The sequence below is a fragment of the Paraflavitalea soli genome (assembly GCF_003555545.1).
Lineage (GTDB): Bacteria > Bacteroidota > Bacteroidia > Chitinophagales > Chitinophagaceae > Paraflavitalea > Paraflavitalea soli.
The window spans coordinates 1,664,052-1,682,252 of sequence record NZ_CP032157.1 but is presented as its reverse complement, the minus strand read 5'-3'; the positions used below and the strand labels follow the sequence as shown (position 1 = coordinate 1,682,252).

At 45.9% G+C, this 18,201-nt stretch carries 17 protein-coding genes; 13 read left to right on the top strand and 4 right to left on the bottom strand.

The window, feature by feature from the left end; genetic code table 11:
- The first annotated feature begins 2 nt into the window (after positions 1-2).
- From D3H65_RS06345 to D3H65_RS06320, 6 genes are all read left to right on the top strand, one after another.
- A complete protein-coding gene (locus D3H65_RS06345; protein ID WP_119049460.1) occupies positions 3-1,070 on the top strand; it encodes a metallophosphoesterase in 1,068 nt (355 codons plus the stop codon).
- 163 nt (positions 1,071-1,233) lie between these two features.
- The gene (locus D3H65_RS06340) at positions 1,234-2,457 is read left to right on the top strand and encodes a DUF4272 domain-containing protein (protein WP_119049459.1); all 1,224 of its coding nucleotides are present in this window, start codon (positions 1,234-1,236) and stop codon (positions 2,455-2,457) included.
- Between the two features lie 47 nt (positions 2,458-2,504).
- Positions 2,505-3,464, top strand: a complete 960-nt coding sequence (locus D3H65_RS06335) for an energy transducer TonB family protein (RefSeq protein ID WP_119049458.1) — start codon at positions 2,505-2,507, stop codon at positions 3,462-3,464.
- A gap of 115 nt (positions 3,465-3,579) precedes the next feature.
- Positions 3,580-4,107: a hypothetical protein gene (locus D3H65_RS06330; RefSeq protein ID WP_119049457.1), complete on the top strand. Its 528-nt coding sequence runs from the start codon at positions 3,580-3,582 to the stop codon at positions 4,105-4,107.
- Between the two features lie 11 nt (positions 4,108-4,118).
- On the top strand, positions 4,119-4,592 hold the full coding sequence (locus D3H65_RS06325; RefSeq protein WP_119049456.1) for a hypothetical protein: 474 nt from the start codon (positions 4,119-4,121) through the stop codon (positions 4,590-4,592).
- Positions 4,593-4,696: 104 nt separating this feature from the next.
- Positions 4,697-5,449: an isocitrate lyase/PEP mutase family protein gene (locus D3H65_RS06320; protein ID WP_119049455.1), complete on the top strand. Its 753-nt coding sequence runs from the start codon at positions 4,697-4,699 to the stop codon at positions 5,447-5,449.
- Positions 5,450-5,483: 34 nt separating this feature from the next.
- On the opposite strand, the gene D3H65_RS06315 is transcribed toward D3H65_RS06320, so the two are convergent.
- The 4 genes from D3H65_RS06315 to D3H65_RS06300 form a co-directional block, all read right to left on the bottom strand.
- Positions 5,484-7,694, bottom strand: coding sequence for a DEAD/DEAH box helicase (locus D3H65_RS06315; protein ID WP_119049454.1), 2,211 nt, complete (start codon positions 7,692-7,694; stop codon positions 5,484-5,486).
- Positions 7,695-7,700: 6 nt separating this feature from the next.
- Positions 7,701-10,382, bottom strand: a complete 2,682-nt coding sequence (locus D3H65_RS06310; RefSeq protein ID WP_162915445.1) for a BREX system ATP-binding domain-containing protein — start codon at positions 10,380-10,382, stop codon at positions 7,701-7,703.
- A 508-nt stretch (positions 10,383-10,890) separates the two neighbouring features.
- Positions 10,891-11,556, bottom strand: a complete 666-nt coding sequence (locus D3H65_RS06305) for an ion transporter (RefSeq protein ID WP_119049452.1) — start codon at positions 11,554-11,556, stop codon at positions 10,891-10,893.
- Positions 11,557-11,600: 44 nt separating this feature from the next.
- The gene (locus D3H65_RS06300) at positions 11,601-12,572 is read right to left on the bottom strand and encodes a hypothetical protein (protein WP_119049451.1); all 972 of its coding nucleotides are present in this window, start codon (positions 12,570-12,572) and stop codon (positions 11,601-11,603) included.
- Between the two features lie 363 nt (positions 12,573-12,935).
- Between D3H65_RS06300 and D3H65_RS32805 the strand changes: the two genes are divergently transcribed.
- From D3H65_RS32805 to D3H65_RS06265, 7 genes are all read left to right on the top strand, one after another.
- On the top strand, positions 12,936-13,100 hold the full coding sequence (locus D3H65_RS32805; protein ID WP_162915444.1) for a hypothetical protein: 165 nt from the start codon (positions 12,936-12,938) through the stop codon (positions 13,098-13,100).
- Between the two features lie 112 nt (positions 13,101-13,212).
- Positions 13,213-14,871, top strand: a complete 1,659-nt coding sequence (locus tag D3H65_RS06295) for a tetratricopeptide repeat-containing sensor histidine kinase (RefSeq protein WP_119049450.1) — start codon at positions 13,213-13,215, stop codon at positions 14,869-14,871.
- Positions 14,868-15,533, top strand: a complete 666-nt coding sequence (locus tag D3H65_RS06290; protein ID WP_119049449.1) for a response regulator — start codon at positions 14,868-14,870, stop codon at positions 15,531-15,533. Before D3H65_RS06295 ends, D3H65_RS06290 begins: the two co-directional genes overlap by 4 nt.
- A gap of 338 nt (positions 15,534-15,871) precedes the next feature.
- A complete protein-coding gene (locus tag D3H65_RS06280) occupies positions 15,872-16,096 on the top strand; it encodes a hypothetical protein (protein WP_211345635.1) in 225 nt (74 codons plus the stop codon).
- Between the two features lie 48 nt (positions 16,097-16,144).
- Positions 16,145-16,543, top strand: a complete 399-nt coding sequence (locus D3H65_RS06275) for an HNH endonuclease (RefSeq protein WP_211345634.1) — start codon at positions 16,145-16,147, stop codon at positions 16,541-16,543.
- A 12-nt stretch (positions 16,544-16,555) separates the two neighbouring features.
- Positions 16,556-17,119, top strand: coding sequence for a hypothetical protein (locus tag D3H65_RS06270; protein ID WP_119049447.1), 564 nt, complete (start codon positions 16,556-16,558; stop codon positions 17,117-17,119).
- Between the two features lie 9 nt (positions 17,120-17,128).
- On the top strand, positions 17,129-18,163 hold the full coding sequence (locus D3H65_RS06265) for a DUF4407 domain-containing protein (RefSeq protein WP_119049446.1): 1,035 nt from the start codon (positions 17,129-17,131) through the stop codon (positions 18,161-18,163).
- Positions 18,164-18,201 lie beyond the last annotated feature (38 nt).

The window sequence follows — 18,201 nt, the reverse complement described above, 5'->3', positions numbered from 1 at the left end:
ACATGTTTAAAAGACTCAGTTTCATTCTCTTCTTTATCACCTGTACCTTACTGGTAGCGGGCCAGCAATCCGTACAGGCGCCACAGTTATCCGCGCCGGGCGCTTATACCTGGATCTGGCTGCCCGATCCGCAAACCTATCAGAAGTTTGGACGCAACCAGCCCCTCTTTGAGACCATGATCCAATGGATCAAGGACCAGCGCCAAAAGCTCAATATCCAACTGGTGTTCTGTACCGGCGACCTCGTAGAGCAGAACAATATCCTGCAGCCCGATAGTATCAATGGCGATCAGACCAGCCTGGAGCAATGGAGGTCTGTGTCTGCTGCCTTCAACAAGCTCAATGGCGTGCTGCCTTATATCCTGTGTACCGGTAACCATGATTATGGCATTAAGAGTGCAGAGAACAGGTACTCCCAATTCAACAGTTATTTTCCGCCGCAAGGCAATCCCCTTACAAAGTCCTTGCTGGTAGAAATGGCGCCCAATGCAGCGGGCGCTAAAACACTGGAGAATGCCTGTTATGAATGGACATCTCCCACGGGCCAGCCCTTCCTCCTGTTTTCTTTGGAGTTTGCACCACGAAAGGACGTACTGACCTGGGCCAAAGCAATAGCGGCGCGACCCGCTTACAGGCAGCACATCGGCATCGTGATCACCCATAGCTACCTCAACTCTACCGGCCAGCGCATCGAAAAAGAAAACTATGCCGTGACCGATGCCAACTATGGTGAGGCCATGTACAAAGAGCTGGTGCAGCCTGCCGGCAACATCCGTTTTGTCTTCAGCGGGCATATTGGCAACAGCGATGCCCACCGCGACCAGGTGGGTTATCGCCTCGATACCAATGCCGCTAAAAAAGAGATACACCAGGTGGTATTCAATGCCCAGCGCGAAGGCGGCGGCTGGCATGGCAACGGAGGCGATGGCTGGTTGCGGATACTGGAGTTCCTGCCCGACAAAAGGACCATCCAGGTCTACACCTTTTCACCGTTCTTTTATATCTCACCGGCTACGCGCCACCTGGCCTGGCGCCGGGAGTCCTACGATCAATATACCATCCGGTATTAATAAGAGCATACAGCATCCTGCCCTGAGAACGGCCAAGCCTAAGAGTAAACCAACGCAATGCCCCTTCCGATCCCGCGATTGGAAGGGGCATTGTTTTACCAGGCAACCGGGAATAGCTTTATTTCGCTACTTTAGCTTCCTTGAAAACCATAGCCCTTTACCCATGACCTGCACCTTCTACTCGCATGAAACCGGTTTTGATAAGATCAGACAAATTGTTGCCGCTGTATTGCCGGCAGCCAAATTAACAACAGGCAAAGAAGGTGAATCCGACTGCCTGCAGATAGACCTGCCGGGCGGCTTTTTAAGCAAAAGCAGTACCCTCCTCATTAAGTATAGGCAAAGGGAGGATACAACTATTCCCATCGCGAACGACGAAGAGGGGGATATAGTGGCCAATTTCAGAGGACTTTATAGCTATGTGGCGCAATTGCCGTGCAGCAATGAAATGGTCATGACATTGTTTCTGCAAAAGATCACCACCCTCAATAGTGAGTTTGTGGTGGACCAGGTACAAGGAAAGACGAAAGACCTTACCCTATTGGTCCAACAGCTTGCCCGGGAATTTGATGCCGTATTGTTTGTACAGCCCGGTACTGAGATCAGTCGTTCTTCCACACAACATTTCCTGGACAAACACCTCAACCTGCTATTGGACCAGCAAGGCCGGTGTAATGTGTCGACCCTCGATGTGAAGGTAAACATCCAGGATTTTGACCATACCGCCATCGTGTTGGTGCCGGAGCAAACGGATAGAAAGGCCCGGTCGGAAGAACTGCTGACTACCCGGCATATTAAGATCAACAAACATTTGCCTTGTATCGAATCGGCAGCTGAAACAATACTGCGGACGCCGAACGAGATCGCTCAGCGTGTGACCGTATTGGCTATTGCCAACCTGGTGGCTAATGATGATATGACGGGGGAAGAGGCCAGGCTATACTTGGAAACTCATTTCTTATGGTCATTGGTGACACCAGACGAGCGGCAGTTCTTTGCCAATCCAACACCGGAGCGAAAGCGGCACGAAAGCTGGAAAAGTGAAGGCATTTACACCTTGTTATGGTCTATCTATAAAATTGATGAGCTGCCTTTTCCCGATGTACTGTGCGACTTGGGTAGCGTTGAGCCAGGCGATTACCCGATCAATCCTGACCAAGAACCCAATGAATTCATTAATTCTATTACCACGTCGAGGTCAAAAGAAGAAATACTGGATGCTGCCGATCTCTATTATCGGCTGGATTGGGCCTGTGTCGATGCCCGCATTAATAACAGGGACATGGAGGTCATTCACCCGGGAGTTGTTTATGAAAGGCATTATGCCCTCAACTGGCTGATCAGGTACAGTGACCAGGACTGGGATGATGTGTCTTGCGATACCTGAGCCGAAAATTTCAATACATAGAATCATAGTGAGCAAAATCAACCGTTATGAAAAAGAGTAGCCTTGTATGCCTGCTGATCATCTTTGTCAACAACCTGTTGGCGCAACAAAAAGATTTTGAAGGAACCATTACTTATTCAGTAGATACAAAATCAAAAGTACCGGGCGTGAGCGACCAGGTCTGGAAGATCATGCTTGGACTGGGAGATAAGCTGGAGATCACGATCAAAGAAGGTTATATCCGCCGCACCACCAGCTATGGTGAGGAATATTATATTCCGGAAAAGCAGCGGGCCTATCTCAAATTCAAAGGCATCGACACGTTATATTATGTGGATTATGCGGCCGACACCAGCCAGGGCGTAAAGGTGGAAAGACCGGCTGAACAAAAGAATATTGCCGGCATAGATTGTAAAGCGATCATTGTTACCACCAGCAATTCGGCCACCAAATTTTTCTATGCGCCCTCCTTGTACCTCAACCCAGCCTACCACAAGGATAATAAGATCGGGCGCTTCGATGTGTTTGCCCGGGAAACCAGCTCTGTATGGCTTGGCTGCACACAGGTAAACAACTCTTATACCTTAACCCATCAATGTACCTCCATCAAACAAACACCTGTTGACAAGGCTGTTTTTAACCTGCCTGCCTTGCCCGAGAAGAAGTTCACGTTTGAAGCGATCAGTGTACCGGCGCGGTTTGCCGGCAGTGGCGGCTGGAACAAATACCTGCAGGGCAACCTGAAGACCGAACTGGCCGTCAAATACCTCAAGATCCCCCGCGATCAAAGTTCAGCTACACAGACCGTACTGGTTGACTTCTTTGTTGATGAGCAGGGGCTGATCTCCAATGTACAGGTGCTGAATAAGAAAGAAGTGCATCCCAAACTCGCTGAGGAAGCCATGCGTGTAGTGACCGAATCGCCCAGGTGGAAACCCGCCACCGTATTCAATACTAAGATACCACAACACGTCACACAGCCGGTGGTATTCCAGGTAATGAAGTGATCTGTTTGATCAAATTAATATCTGCTATGCGGTGGGTTGCAAAATAAAAAATAATGTTGTTTCTTTATTGGGTTGATCTGGCAGAAACCTTATTCCCAATTCCCAACATTGAAAAATGAACAGTACCCTTACCCCACAATTAAGAGACGAATTAAGACAATCCTTTATACAACCAGGTTTTTCAGCAGAAGCGGAGGTTCAGAAATTGGTAAGCAATGGTTATGATACCGCCACTGCCAAAAGCCTGATCGTGGCAGAATTCAGGGCCTACAAAAATGAAAAGTTTAAAGAGGTAGACCGGCAAAACCAAAGCGAGGAAGCCAAAAAAGTGGCGCCGCTTATCGTGCTGATGATCTCCGCGATAGGCCCCATATTTGAAGTCAGTTCCATGATCTGGTATATAATCGCCATTGCTGTGGCTGGCGTAACTGGTTACTGGGCCTACAGGCCTAAGCCCATTGCCGGTCTGGTCGCCTGCATTATTATTCCCTTTGTTTTTCCCCTTGCCTATAACTTCTATTTTGCAGGAAGGACCAGTTATATCAAGATCGAAATGGTCATCCCCATGCTGATTGCCGCTGCGCCAGCCGCCATTGTGTACTACATCATTTCCAAAACAGTATATGCCAACGTTGAAAATTAAAAAGCCCGGCCATGTACAACTTCAACCCTGCTAAGAAAAGGATGGAGCCCACTGAGAAGAAGTGTCAGTTTTGTGAAATGGAAAACTCCGCCCATATGGAGGACAATTATTTTATTCCCCTCTATAAGGAAAATGACCGCACCAATATTATCGTTTACCGATCCGTCAAATACAGCAAGATCCCGATAGGTATCCCCAGGTGCCCGTCCTGTATGGCCATACACGAAAATGCCGCCAGGAAATCAGCACTCATTAGCGGGAGCATTGCCTTGGGTATCATCATACTGTCTTTCCTGTTATGGGGCCCTTTCGGCTTTTTCAGCATTTTTGCCGGGATCATCATTGGTTTTGCCGGCAGGTATTTTATTGAAAAGAAAATGGTACGCGATAAAGGCATCTATACCAAACTGGAAGGCGCCAAACAAAATGAGGCCGTCCAGGATCTAATAATAGGTGGCTGGTCATTTAACATGCCTTCTGCATAGATAGCATGGCCAAATCAACCCGACACAATGTCTACTTTACACCCCGTCCGTTGATGTTTCAGATAGTAGTTTTGTAATCAAGCTCACTATAAGAGCTTTTCATTATGAAACATACCCATTTTGATACTTTCTATCAATTGCATCATCAATCAAAACCACTATTGTTAGCCAATGCATGGAATGTGAAGAGTGCGCTGGCGATCGAAAATGCCGGCTATGAGGCGATCGCTACTTCCAGTGGCGCTATTGCCGACTCATTGGGGTATAAGGATGGTGAAGTAATTCCCTTTAGCGAACTCCTGTATATAGTCAAAAGGATCAGCGCCTGTACAACCATACCATTGTCCGTGGACCTGGAAAGAGGATATGCAAAAGACATGGACACCCTGCAAGACAATATCCAACACTTAATTGACCTGGGCGTTGCAGGTATCAACATAGAAGATGCCGAAGGAGAAGAAACCTACCTCGAAAAACTGATCTGCATAAAGAACTACCTGCAAAAATCAGGTCAACGCTTATTCCTCAACGCACGCATAGATGCCTTCCTGTTAAAACTGCCGGCTCCGCTGGAAACCACCTTGAAAAGAGCAAAGCTATACCAGGATGCCGGCGCAGACGGCCTGTTTGTAACCGGTGTGCAGGATACCAATATTATTAAAAAGATCTGTTCGGCTACCATCCTGCCGGTAAATGTGGTGGGTGTAGCAGCCCTTTCATCAATAGCAACCCTGGCAGACTGTGGCGTTAGAAGAATCAGTATGGCAGGCTTGTTATACAGGGCCACCTACACCCGGATGGGCAATATGGTGAAGGAAATTGTAAAGGATCAATCGCTGACCTCGTTGCATGCGTAAGGTTTAATAATGCTTGACTTGCCGGCTGGCATGTTTATTCTACCGCTTCAGCTTCAAATGTCCCTGAAGACCCAGCTGGCAAGTCGTCATTCAGCTGCCGGATCTGTATTTTATTAATTTCTCGTAAAAGGCCCGCCAGGTCAATACCCTTTTCCCTAAGGGTGATCTTTGCCAGCTCATCAGGCAGGCATATCGAAAATTTCGAGAACCAGCTAGCCCTCATATTCGGCATGATTATTTGCTCAAGCTCTTTTTCCGTCGAATTGCCCAGGGAAACTAAATAGTCTATGATCCTTGCAGAAGAGGTGGGCTTTTTTTTATCGATATCAATGGTGACCAATTGATAATCATATTTGGCACGAATGCCGAGTTCAGCATCTAATAAGAATTTGATTGCCCGGTTGATCTTATCCCCACAAAAAGTCCATAGATAAAACTTTCCGTCATTCGCCGAGGGGTCAAGAGTCCAGGTATGGTTATCCCAACCCAGGCCGCTATGCTGGTTAGCTTCCCTTCTCATGATCACTGTTGCCCGGAAATCCAAGAATCCAAGTGGCTTTCCAGCGACTAATAATCGCCCAATCTCTTGCGCTAGTTCAAAAGGCACATCCTTGCTTCTCATACTGGTCCATTGGGGAGCGCTGCCCGATTCATTCCTGCTGACCAATACTTGTTGGGCTTGGTGATCAATCTTTTTTGCGTTCCATTCTATACCCCCAAGTACAAATACAAATGGAAGCTGCTGAATCCTCATAAAATCGGCATCCAGGGTACCGACGAGCTTTTTACCATCTACCACATCATACATGATACCGGTATCAAAAATAGCAAACAGTCTCTTACCGCTGGCGCGTAAAAACTCCTTTTCGGCTTTATCGCCTGTCATTAGTGTCATTCCGTGAATGTAGCGCAGCAGATCTTCTTTGACCATAAAAGCGATAAGGGTATCAAATTCTGTGCGTGTAATTTCAGCAAAGCAGGCGGCTCTGGAAAGGATTGGCCAGATCTGGTCGGGCGTGGCACCTTTCTTCTGTAGACAAATACAAATGATCTGATGCGCAAGAATATGAAAGGCTCTTTTAGGAAACAATATCTTTTCAGATTGATGAGCCATGCCCAGGCTAACGCAGCCGGCCAGTAGTACAAGCTCTCCTGCCTCTATGCAAAAACCACGGAAGAACTGCGGTCTTCCATCTCTACGGCCAGTTCGTCCCACACGTTGGAGAAAGGAACCCGAACTATGTAACCCCCCAACCTGAATCACCTGGTCCAAGTCACCAATATCGATACCCAATTCCAATGTCGAGGTGCTGATGATGGCATTGAGTGATGATTCAGAAGCCATTTTAATAGATACTTCCGCATCCTCCCGCAGTCGCTTGCTAACAGAAGAATGGTGTGTTTTTACTTTTACAGGTATACGACTTTGAGTAAGCTGATTGAGTTCGTTGATACGAGTGGCAGTGTCCTCAGTTCCGCTGCGTGAACGTTCAAAAACAATGCTTTTCTTATTGGGTAATAATTGATAGAGACGGCTGTGAAGATTAGAGGTCTCTTCGTCAATGAACTCAATGAGAAAGTCACGCTGTTTCGATGTTGAGTTGGGAACTTTTATAGGAATGCCGCCCGGCCTGTTGCCAGTAAGCCACTGCACCAACTCCTCGGGATTACCTATGGTGGCGGTAACTGCCACGCGTTGTGGTACTTTACCGATGCCTTCTCCGATGCGTTCAAGTAGGGCCATTAGGTGGGCGCCTCGCTCAGTTTGTGCAAAATAATGCGCCTCATCGATCACGATGGTTTCTAGGTTCGCAAAAACTTGCTGCCAGTTGGCCTTGCGGAGCAATATCGCTTCGATGGATTCAGGAGTAGTTAGCAGAATCTGTGCGGGGTAGAGCATTTGCTCTACCTTATCTCCCTGACTTACGTCTCCATGCCATTTGAAGGCATCCAGGGAACAACATTCAGCATATTTTTTAACCCTGGTAAAAAGGTCGTTCAACAGGGCCTTGAGCGGAGCAATGTACAGAATACGGACACCCGGGGTAGTTGGGCCGGCAAAACGCGCCAGTAGGGGAAACAATACGGCTTCGGTTTTGCCACCGGAAGTGGGTGCCTCGATGATACAGCTAGTACCATCGAAAATATGCTGATAGGCGGCCTTCTGAATCGAGGTCATGTCTGTCCATCCCTTGTCTTTGAGATGATTGCTTAGTCTGGCAGGCAGTTGATTGATGGAAACCATAACTCATTAATTAGCGTGAAAGGTAGTGGGTGATGCTATATCGAGGTTTGGCTTTTTTAGGAACTGGGACAGCGATACGCCTTTATTTTCTTCACAGAGATCGAGCATTTGTATGAACTCTCTGAGTATGGGTCTTGGTTTGCGATCTACACTTTCCTCCCCAAACAAGGTCCATTCCTGGATCAATTGGGAAATAGACGCATCGTCGGCAAATTGCTGTGCGTCCCAACTGTAGGCAATTCCATATAGGTCCCTGATCTTTAGAACAACACTGTTTAATCGCTCGGAGTCGAGTGATTCCAAACTGATAATGGGTTGACGCATGCTGACAAAGCTCTGGTGGGTAAAGGGCGTCATGACCCTTTCGGCCAGCGCTTCATAACTCCGAAGGCCATAGCGCTCATCTTCAAAGAATTCATCAGTTCCCGTGAAGATGAGTAAGCAACCCGGTAATGCATTTTTACCAGCTTCGTCGATCAGCAAGCGTAATGTTTCCAGGGCTTGTTCTCGTTGACGGGCATGGGGGAACTTGCGTACCAGCTCCAGTTCATCTACCAGCAGCAGCAACCCTTTGTACCGGGCTCCGCTAATTATTTCCAGAATCGCCCGCATTCTCGCAAAGACATTACTGGGCTCCAGGTACCCCTTAACGCCAATATCCCGCAGGGCCTGTGCAGACAGTGACCTGCTACCTGTGATCCAGGCCACGGCATTAGCAGTCAGTTCAAGATCGCCGCTGACCTTTCCTTCATAAAAGGCACGCAAAGCCTGGGAAAAGCCAGGTTCAATACCACTCAGGTTAGCAAGTTCTACTTCAATCGTCTTTTCTACGGCCCGTGTAAGGGCCTTTATACTATCCGGGCCAGCGGGCACAATGCCTTCTATTTTGGCGGTTTTATTATGGATATTGAGCAGCCACGATTCCAAAATATCCACCAGGGCACTGGAATCTAATTTTTCCGGTGTACGTAGTCCGGCAATCATGCCAGAGAAAAAGACGGGTAGGTCTGAAAGAGGCTGATCATGACTGATATTCATGAAGGATACCGCAAATTCATTGTCAATCGCAAATTCCTTGAGCCAGGAACAGAGAAAGGTTTTACCGGAACCATATTGACCACGAATAAATTTAAAATGAGACTTCGCACTATTTACCTCCAGCAATATTTCCGAGAGATGAGTTTTGGCAGTTTGTTGACCCACCATCAGCAGGTTGAGATTATTTTTAGGCACCACTCCGTGACGCAGGGCATCGATGATATCCCTCGCAGACTTTTTTCCCACCACCTGATCATCGGCATTCTCGCCACCTATCCATTGATAAATATTGGTATTCTGTACGCTTTTGATCTGAATCAATGATTTCCCTTCTCTTTTGAGCTTGGCCATTAATTCAGCCATATGGGCCTTATGCAAAAACCAGCTCAGTTTGTGTTTGGCTACAATTCTTTCCAGGTCCTGTTCTGTAATAGATTTTGCTTCTTTGAGGATCGCAAGTATAATTTTCTCCTCCTGGTTAAGCCCCGGGAATTTTGCATTGACGTCATCAAAACCCGATGGAACAGGCACGGATTCCTGGCTAATAGGTAGCGATGCCGATTCCTTGGGGTCTATGGAAGCAGATGTCGCAGGCTGTAAGGGCTGGTAGTCCACTATTTCGCGTGGAATGGGCAACACAGGGGGTATATAATCCAGGAGCCGATCAATTAATTCCTGTTTGGAACCGGAGCTCTGCAAAGTAAATTTGCGGCACAACTGGGCAATGTCGTCTTTACGAAGATGATTCAATGCTGATCTTTCAGAAAGATAACTATCCACGATACGCTTTACCTTTTCTTCTTTAGAACCACTGGTCATCAGGTTACTTTGGGCGAGGATATCATAGAGTTGTTGACCGGTCAGGCTAAGTAATATCTTACTATAAATCTCTGCATCCATTTCCCGGAGTTCGGGAGCAGGAGGTAAAACTGGCGCTTGTTGCACAGCTGGAGCCATTACAAGATCAAGATTTTGGTCAAAAAACTGCAGGATATTGGCAATGACGGTACTTTTTATTCCACTGATTTGAATGGCTGAACGGCGGCAAAGTTCCCGTAAACTATCAAGGTGCAATTGATTCAGAACTTCAGAAGGTGGGATCAGGCTATTAAGGATCCTGTCGATCATCGCGTCCTTGGTACCACTGACATTGAGCGCATAATAGTTCAGAATCAGGGCAAGGTCTTCCCGGCTAAGGCCAGCCAGCAATCTTTTATAGGAACTATCCATGATCTCTATACCGAATACTTTTTTGATCTGTTCCGCCACTTCGTCTGCCATTACATAGCGGTTGCCGGAGGTCAGTACAATACCCGTAGCCAACAGGGTATTTCTGGCCAGGTAGTATTCCTGCTCCAGGTCCCACAATCCAATGATGCTCTCGTCGTGCATCAGGGTAAAATGTTCCCGGTCCCAAATACCCAGCTCAAATTTTAGTAGTTCCAATATCTGGGATTCGTTTTTATCGATCAACCCATCGTTTTCCCATGCTTTCTTGAGGATCTTGGTATAGAGTATCGGATTCTTTTCTGCGGTCACCTTGCTCTGGCCTGCACGGGTGGACAGTTCTTTGATATAATCTAGTACACGGGTCCTAAAATCGTCTATGCCTACAGCATAGTCAGGCGCTTGCAGGATCAGGTTTAGCATGGCAAAAGTGGGGGGCTTGCCATATAAAATCCTGCCTGAGATATACGACTGTGAACTTAAGGCCGATATAACCTCCTGTAGGATTACTTGTTGGGGTAACCGTAAACTGATCGCCTCATCAATCTTATCCGCAGAGATTTGGTCTAGCGAGGCTGTGTCGTAGCTTTCTAAGATCTGAAATAGTTTCATGTCAATCGTTATGAATTACTTTAATAATAGAATGGCTGCTCTGATAATTAGAACTAGAAGCATCAATGCTGGATAACGAGCGATTTACAAAAAGGATGAGATCTGGGTAGGCCAACAGGGCTGGCAATTGGTGCGTAGATTTCATAGTCAAAGGATTTAAGGATTAGTACAAGTTAAGTAATAAAGCACTAACTGCAAATGTCAGGGCCTTATTGTAATGGGACAGTCTCTAAATAAATGATTTAAGTCAACAGTACGGTCACCAGCAGCCACCTTGGCCATAACCGCCCCAAGCGCATCGATCCACTTGGAGTTTTATCTAATCCCCCTTTTTATTCTCCCCCACAAACCAGGAAGCCAGCCAGGCCGTGAAGGTCCCAAACAGCCCCACTCCAACTGTCATCAGCACCATCGCGATGATCCTGCCTTCTGAGGTGACCGGAAACCTATCACCATAACCAACAGTGGTAATGGTGGTATAAGCCCACCAAATGGCGTCTTCTGCAGTTTTGATATTGCTGTTGGCATCGGTCTCTACCTGCAATATGGCAATGGATGAGAAGATGACCATTAAGACAGCTATTATCGAAGCCGCCGTTAATGTGCCCCGGGTTCTTCTTTTAAATATATGCTGGACCAGGAGTTTGGTAGAGCGGAAAGCGCGCAGTATTCGGAATAACCGGATTAATCGGAATGCGCGGCCTACGCGCATAAAATCCAACATGGGAATGCTCGATACCAGGTCGATCCATCCCCAGCGCATGAATCGTAGTTTATTGTCGGCCTGGAAAAACCGCCTCAAAAAGTCGACGAGGAATACCCCGCAAATAATATTGTCTGTTATCAGGAGTACCCTGGATACTTCCGGTGGGAGTTTGAGAAAAGTATCAAACATGAGTGCGAGCAGTACATACACTGACAATACAATGATCAGCAGGTTTAAAAAGCCCAGCTTTTCTTCGGTAGAGGTGGCAGCAGTTTTCATATTTTCTATATAGCAAGTCTGGTTTTACTAATTTTAGTTAATCATTAATTCACGGTCATTCCCGGATAAATATACGTCGCAATAATATGATCAGACAAGGGCTTCAGATGATGACTTGTTACGATCGGATGATATCCATCTGAAGTATAAAATTCAACTTTATTATTGATCTTGGAATACCAAACCCTTCCCTTAGCCCGGTTAGTAATAGTATCTGGAACAGTTATTTTCCTAAAGTATTTAACCATTACGGTATCTAACGGTACGACCAATGCTTTGTCTGGTCTCGGGCTACAGGCTACCGATTCATAATGATCGCCTGTCCAATACATGCACCCCCCAATACCATTTGTGCCCCTATTGTTCAACCACCAATACCCACCTGCACCTATAATGGATAGCAAAATCACGGCAATGGCAGTACTCCGGGTTTGCCATTTCAATTTATCGCTCTCAGCCGGGATTACTTCCTCCGATATTCCTTCAGGCTGTTTCTCTTCATCTGGGGCACCACTCTCTCCCTGATTCACCGGTTCTACAGATACATCTTCTTGGTTATCAAGCGTAGGTGGAGTGTTAGGAATGGAACTCTCAGCGCCCTGATTTTCTTCTCCCGCAGTTACTTTTCCTGCATCGCCAGAGAAAGTCCCGCTATATATTTTATTAGGATCAAATGGCCTCTCTTTAAAATCAATCAGCCACGCTAAAAGCTCGATGTTCTTCTCATCAGTCTTTGATGTATCCCCATTCAGGAAATTGATAATTGGCCTAAACTTATCTATCTCACATCGTTGAATTGCATTCAAACATTCTTTCTGATTGCCACTTCTACCAAAAAAATTCCTAATAGTCTGTTCGTCGTTTCTTTCAAACCTGTCATTACATACCCATTCACAAGCCTCTTTGAGCTTGGCTGGTCTTAGTATCCGCAAGCCAGGGAGAAGCTCATTATTAGCTTTCTTTTGATGATAAACCTCTAGGACCAGTGTTTCATAATCAATAAAATATGTAGGCATAATCTAGATTTAGCTAACCGAATTATCGGAACCCATTCTGTATTCCCGGAATTCCGGATGGAATAATCGGAATCACTGGAATTGCTGGAACTGACTACTATTCAACCTATTGCCTCGTGCTATCTTCGTTCTGTCATCAGCCAATCACCTCTATAGCTAAGAGGTACACTGTACAGAACTGATCTCAAACCGAGCAAGGAAAACGGAAGCCGGTAACCGGCTTGGGAAGCGATTAAAGACTTCCGCTATCTACGCTCACTCTTCCCAAAACAAGTAAGAAGCGCTTCTTCACTGACCAGCAACCCCGCAGCCGGATGCACGGCAATCGGCTGCTTTACAATTCACTTACTAAAAACAAAAAAAATGATCAACATCATATTAGCATTGCTACTGGCATTCCTATGCCCCAACCACAGCAATAATAATCATAACCACAACAACGGCCAGGTTACCACCCTGGATGATGGTGGCGGTGGAGACACCGGCGGAGAAAACAGCCCCATTCCGCCCAAACCGCCAAAACCATAACGTTTGAACCCGTAAGGCAAGCCATCGCTTGCCTTACTTTTTTCTTAATGCCGATCAATAATTCTTTACTGATAATTCCTAAATTCTCTATTTTTAAGTCAAATAGCCGTTAGTGCGAGTAATATACTTCCTCCTGCCAATACTGATTGCCAGTCTTTTTGCCTGTAAAAATAAGCAACAGCCAATACCTGATTTACGGTTTTCCGTATTTGACAAAGCTGATTCCTTCTACAACATTAATAAGTACGATTCTGCTTTCTATTATTATAATACCATCGCCAACGATTCTACAGACAGCCTCCAGGTAGCAACGGCTTACATATCTATGGGTTTGATCCAAAATTTAGAAGGAGACTATTATGGAGCCCAGGAGAGTTTCGTAACATCTCTCCCATATCTTGATGAACGCCAGCAGGCACACCGATATTGTCTGCAATCGGCTTATCACGAATTAGCCGTTAGCAACCAGCACTTGAAAAAATACAATGAGGCCATTGATTATTCTCAAAAAGCACTGGCATTCGCCGTCGATAACGAATACCGTATAAGGATGTTAAACAGTCTGGCGCTCACCTACCAGAAAAAGGGAGACTATTTGCAGGCCGACAGTCTATACCTGATCATTATTGATTCCATCAAAAGCAATCCAAAAGAATACGCCAGGGTATTATCTAACCAGGCCAGAACCCGGTGGTTACAAGATCACCATTACCCCGCAGGACCAAGCCTTTTACAGGCATTATCTATCCGGGAAAAGTTAAAGGATAAGTGGGGACTGAACGCAAGTTACGCACATTTGGCAGATTATTACACCGACACCCGCCCGGACTCAGCCTTGTATTACGCTCTAAAGAGAGATACCATCGCACAAGAACTTAACAGCAGCGACGATACATTGGAAGCACTCGTCAAACTGCTAAACCTAAGTCCATCCCCACAGGTAAAACCATACTTTATCCGCTATCAATATTTGATCGATAGCCTTCAAACAGCCCACAATGCTGCCAAAAACCAGTTCGCCCTGATTCGATATGAGACAGAAAAGAGTAAGGCCGATAACCTTCAACTGCAAAAGGACAAAGCCCGACAGCAAGTGGCATTTTGGTCTGCCATTTCTTTTTTTATAGTTGTCGCCATCATTGCTCTTATCTGGTACCGCAAACGGAAACAACAACTGGAAGCGGCATCACGTCTTGCCCTCCAGGCTCAAGAGATTAAAACCTCGCAGAAAGTGCATGATGTGGTAGCAAATGGTCTATACCGCATGATGGCTGATATCCAACATAAGGAAACGATTGATAAAGGCCCTTTGCTCGACAATATCGAAGACCTGTACGAACGGTCAAGGAATATTTCATATGAACCACAGAAAGTGCCCCACCAGGATTTCCAGAACACCATCTCCGGCATGCTGAAAGCATTCGGCAACTCAAGCACCAACGTGTATGTAACCGGCAACAGTCAGTCTCTTTGGGACCGTATCACACCCAGGGCGCAGCAGGAAGTAGAACAGGTGCTACAGGAACTGATGGTCAATATGAAGAAACACAGCAGGGCCGAAAATGTGGTGGTGAAATTTGAGGCCCGGGAAAACTGCATCCTTATTCATTATAAGGACGATGGCGTGGGACTGCCATCCGGCTTTAAATATGGAAACGGACTCACCAGTACGGAAACCCGTATAAAAGGAATTGGCGGCGACTTTACATTTGAGGAAATAACCAAAGGATTGAAGATCCTTATTTCCATTCCAACAGTCCCAATATTATGATCACAAAGGTATTAATAGCAGAAGACCACGAAAGCGCCAATATCTCCGTGCAGAAAACACTGGAAGAACTCAGCATCACCCATATTGAGCATGTATATTATTGTGATGACGCCCTTGATCGGATCACCAGAGCAACCAGGTCAGACCGCTCCTTCGACCTGCTTATTACCGATCTGTATTTTGAAGCAGACGAACGTATACAGACCTTAACCGGAGGATTTGATCTTATTACCGCCGTAAGGCAGGTTCAGCCAGACCTGAAGATCCTGGTATTCTCTGCAGAGAACAAACCTGCCACCATAGAACAGTTGTATACCCAATATGAGATTGACGGTTACGTGCGTAAAGCCAGAAATGATGCAAAAGAACTTAAACAGGCGATCGGTGAACTAGCCCAGCACCGGCGCTATTTTCCCCGCCATATCATGCAGCTGATCAACAGCAAGAATGCCTATGAGTTTTCAGACTATGAGATCACCATCATATCCCTGCTGGCCAGTGGTATGCTGCAAAAGGACATTCCTGCTTATCTTCTACAAAACCAGATAAAACCATCCGGATTGAGCAGCCTTGAAAAGAAACTCAATCAAATGAAAGATGCCCTCAATTTCACTAAGAACGAACAACTCGTTGCCTTCTGCAAGGATAAGGGAATAATATAGGAAATCTTTTTTCCTCAAAGACCCTGCTTACGGTTTCCCATAAAAAAAGACGTTTTTCAGTTTCTATTTTTGGTATGTCACTAAAATCTAGCCTACCATGAAACTAAAATATTACGTCAACGACACTCCCCAGTACAACGGCGACCACGAAGTGCACATAGAAAGCTGTCCATACTTTCCAAAGGTTAAAAACAAGACTTACCTGGGGGATTACGAAACATGCAAAGAAGCCGTGCAGGTGGCAAAACAAACGCATCGCCGCGCAAATGGATGTGTTCATTGCTGCAGGCCCTGCCATATGTACTAAGACAACCAATAGCCTCCTTAATCACTGACCTTTGAGAACCACCTTATCCCTGAAAATATTACTCTGTATTGGTTGCCTTACAACAGGATGTTCTATCCCTGAAACGAAGGTCTATGTGTGCGACAGCAAAAATGCCATCAGGTATCACTACAAAGCCACCTGCCGGGGCCTGAGCAACTGCAGGCATGCTATCATCAGTCTGTCACTCAAAGAAGCCCGCAACAGAGGCAAAACGCTTTGTAAGTGGGAAGATTAGAAGATCAGTCCAGCGCATTTGAATACCTCACCTTATACAATCATCCATATGTCACAAACAAGTTCTCCGTACCGGTACCTCGCGTTTAAGGACGACGACCCATATCGCCGTTATATACAAAGAGATAACGAGCAAAATAACGGCAACCTTATTACTGGAAAAGACCAGTCTCTGCCAACAGTCACTCACGGGTCGTATGGCGCATTATTATTCCATCCCAACTGGAAGGCAAAAAGAAAAGAAATACTGATCCGGGATCAGCATCGTTGCGTGCATTGCAAAAGTGACAAAGAATTGCAGGTCCATCATCGCCAGTATCATTTCATTGTAAACGAACAAAGGTTTCGCCTTCCCTGGGACTATCCCGACAAGCTGCTCATGACGCTTTGCGAATCCTGTCACAGCCGGGGTCATAACAAATACAAAGTACCAACCGTCAACGTTTAATACAACTATACTATGGGACTATTTAGCATTTTCAATCGGCAACAACGAAATGGCCATAACGGCACTTCACCCCTTGAAGCCGTGCCCGACATACCTGAAGAGCTCTTTATAGAAAAAGAACAACCCGAAAAAGCGCCGCCTGAAGCGAAACCAGCCAATCAACAGAATGGTGGCATACACCAGCTCTATGAGTTCCTGGACAAAAACTATGAATCCAAAGGGTATAATGACGCATTGATCAATCCCGACACCACCCACCTCGACCAGAACGTGATTGCTCTAAAAAATGACCTGGAACGATCTATCCGGAAAGTGAAGACGTTTTACGAGGACTTTATCAGGCAGATCAATTTCCACATCGTCAGCAGGAGCAGAACTGGCATGATCGATACCGTGGAAGAACTTACCGTCAAAAAAGAAACCGCGGAGAGTCATATCAGGCAGGTAATCGAAATTGAAGACCAGGCAAAAGAAAACCAGGGTGTTGGCCATGGGATCATTATTAGCTATACCCGGGGCTTTAGAAATGGCCTCGCAGCTATTTCGGGGCACTCCATCTTAAATAGAAACTTTTAATCCTATTATATGAGAAATTTATGGGTGCGTTTCGGCTGCTTTCTGACCGGCTACAACTACCAAATTCTTCAAGGCTGTAGCGAAGCAGCCTTCAAGGCAGTGAAAAAATACACAGCTGCCATGCTGATCGTTTGTATATTATGGTTTTTCATCGGATTCACCTTTGCCCAACGATACCTGGGCTCCTCAATAGGCGGTTCTGTGGCAGCAGGGATCATTGCCATTATCATCATTGTACAGGTAGAGAAACAGATCATCCTTTCCATCCATCCGGGAAAATGGCTCCTTATTTTCAGGTTTTGCCTGGCTTTTATGATGTCAATTTTAGGAGCTGTCATTATCGATCAGATCCTGCTGGAAAAGGATATTGAACTGGAGAAAGTGTCTTATAATTCTAAACGGGTAGATTTGATCCTGCCCTCTAAAACGGCCGAACTGAGAAGCCAGATCATGGCCTTGGATACCACGATCAACAACAAGGAGGAGGAAAAAAAGCGATACATAGATGATATAGGCATTCACCCTACCATTCCTATTATTACAACTCAGGTTCAGAAGACGATTGTGCAAAACAAAGTAAAAGGATCTACAGGCAGGGATTCGACGATTTTCGACACACACAATACCAATACCGTAATAAGGGGAAGCATGCCTAATCCTAAATTAGCATTAATACAACCGATCGACTCTGCAATAGGCGCCATGCGTCAACAAAAGGCCAGAAAAGAAAATGACCTGCTTCATATAAGACCAGAACTGGAGCGAGAACTAAAGGAGAAAACCGGCTTCCTCGATGAACTTAAGGTAATGGTACAACTTATTTCAGGCTCTTACGTTGCTCTCTGTTTCTGGTTGCTTTGGATATTATTCTTTCTTTTCATTGAGATGTTGGTACTCTTTAGCAAGATGGGAGACAAATCGAGCGACTATGAAAAAGCAGTACTCCATCACATGAACTTACGCATGCGCCGCCTGGATTTACTGGCCAAAGGATTGGAGGATACCCCTTCAAAAATGAGTCTGAACACAAACACGGCAAACTGACTTTTACTGAATCTGTTTTCCCTCACGAATTTATGATA